The sequence below is a fragment of the Prolinoborus fasciculus genome (genome assembly GCF_056724605.1).
This window is the reverse complement of the sequence record NZ_JBWZQN010000135.1, coordinates 1-1,412: the sequence shown is the minus strand read 5'-3', so window position 1 is coordinate 1,412 and position 1,412 is coordinate 1. Positions and strand designations below refer to the sequence as shown.

The 1,412-nt window shown below is 50.5% G+C and carries 1 protein-coding gene; it reads right to left on the bottom strand.

Features of this window, described 5'->3' with window-relative positions:
* Positions 1 to 1,412: alkyl hydroperoxide reductase subunit F (gene ahpF, locus AC1P5O_RS16570; protein ID WP_499006416.1), on the bottom strand; the 1,412-nt coding region annotated here is incomplete at both ends.

The window sequence follows — 1,412 nt, the reverse complement described above, 5'->3', positions numbered from 1 at the left end:
GAACGGATGATGTAATCAAAAGCAGACAGTGATGCCTTGGCACCTTCACCGGTGGCAATGATGATCTGCTTGTACGGCACTGTGGTACAGTCACCTGCAGCAAATACGCCTTTCACATTGGTTTCGTTGCGGTCGTTAATCACAATCTCGCCACGGTTGGTTAGCTCAACAGCTGTTTCTTTCAGGAAATCCGTGTTTGGCAACAAACCGATCTGCACGAAGATCCCCGCAAGTTCTACCGTATGCTCTTCATCAGTCGCACGGTCTTTATATTTCAGACCGGTCACCTGTGAACCATCACCCAGCACTTCAGTCGACAAGGCATTCTTGATCACGGTGGTATTCGGCAAGCTGTTCAGCTTGTCTTGCAACACCTGATCCGCACGCAATTTGGTATCAAACTCCACCAGGGTGACATGCTCCACAATCCCCGCCAGGTCAATCGCCGCTTCGACACCCGAGTTACCGCCACCGATGACCGCAACACGTTTACCCTTGAACAAAGGACCATCACAGTGCGGGCAGTAGGCTACACCACGAGTTTTATATTCCTGCTCACCCGGAACGTTCATCTCTCTCCAGCGTGCGCCGGTCGACAGAATCACGGTTTTAGATTCCAGTTTGGCACCATTCGCTAAAGTCACTTCCACCAGACCATTGGCCGTTTCGTCTGCCCCTTTGATATCAGACACACGTTGCAGGTTCATGATGTCGACACCATATTCACGCACGTGGGCTTCCATCTCGGCTGCAAATTTAGGACCTTGGGTCTTCTGTACAGACGTAAAGTTTTCAATGTCCATGGTATCCATGACCTGACCGCCCATGCGCTCCGCCACGATCCCGGTCTTAATGCCTTTACGCGCTGCATAGATGGCTGAAGTATTGCCTGCAGGTCCACCACCAATCACCAGGACATCAAAGGTGTCTTTGGCATTCAGCTTTTCAGCATCTTTGGCAGCGGCATTGCTATCCAGCTTGGCGATAATTTCTTCCAGTGTCATACGACCCTGACCAATATGCTGGTTGTCCTGGAATACCATCGGCACCGCCATGATCTTGCGTTCTTCCACTTCTTCCTGGAAGAAAGCACCATCAATCATGGTCGCTGTAGTGCCCGGGTTATAGATGGCGATCAGGTTGAGTGCCTGAACCACATCCGGACAGTTATGGCAACTTAATGATACGAACACGTCAAAGTTAGATTGAACACCCAGGCTCTTGATATTCGCTAGCACTTCATCAGAGACTTTCGGTGCATAACCTGAAGTTTGCAGCAATGCCAGAATCAGCGAAGTGAACTCATGGCCCATTGGCAAGCCTGCAAAGAATACACGTGGTTCTTCACCAGCTTTAGCAATACCAAAGCTTGGCGCACGTGCATTGTTCCCGTCAAAGCGTGCAGTCACCAG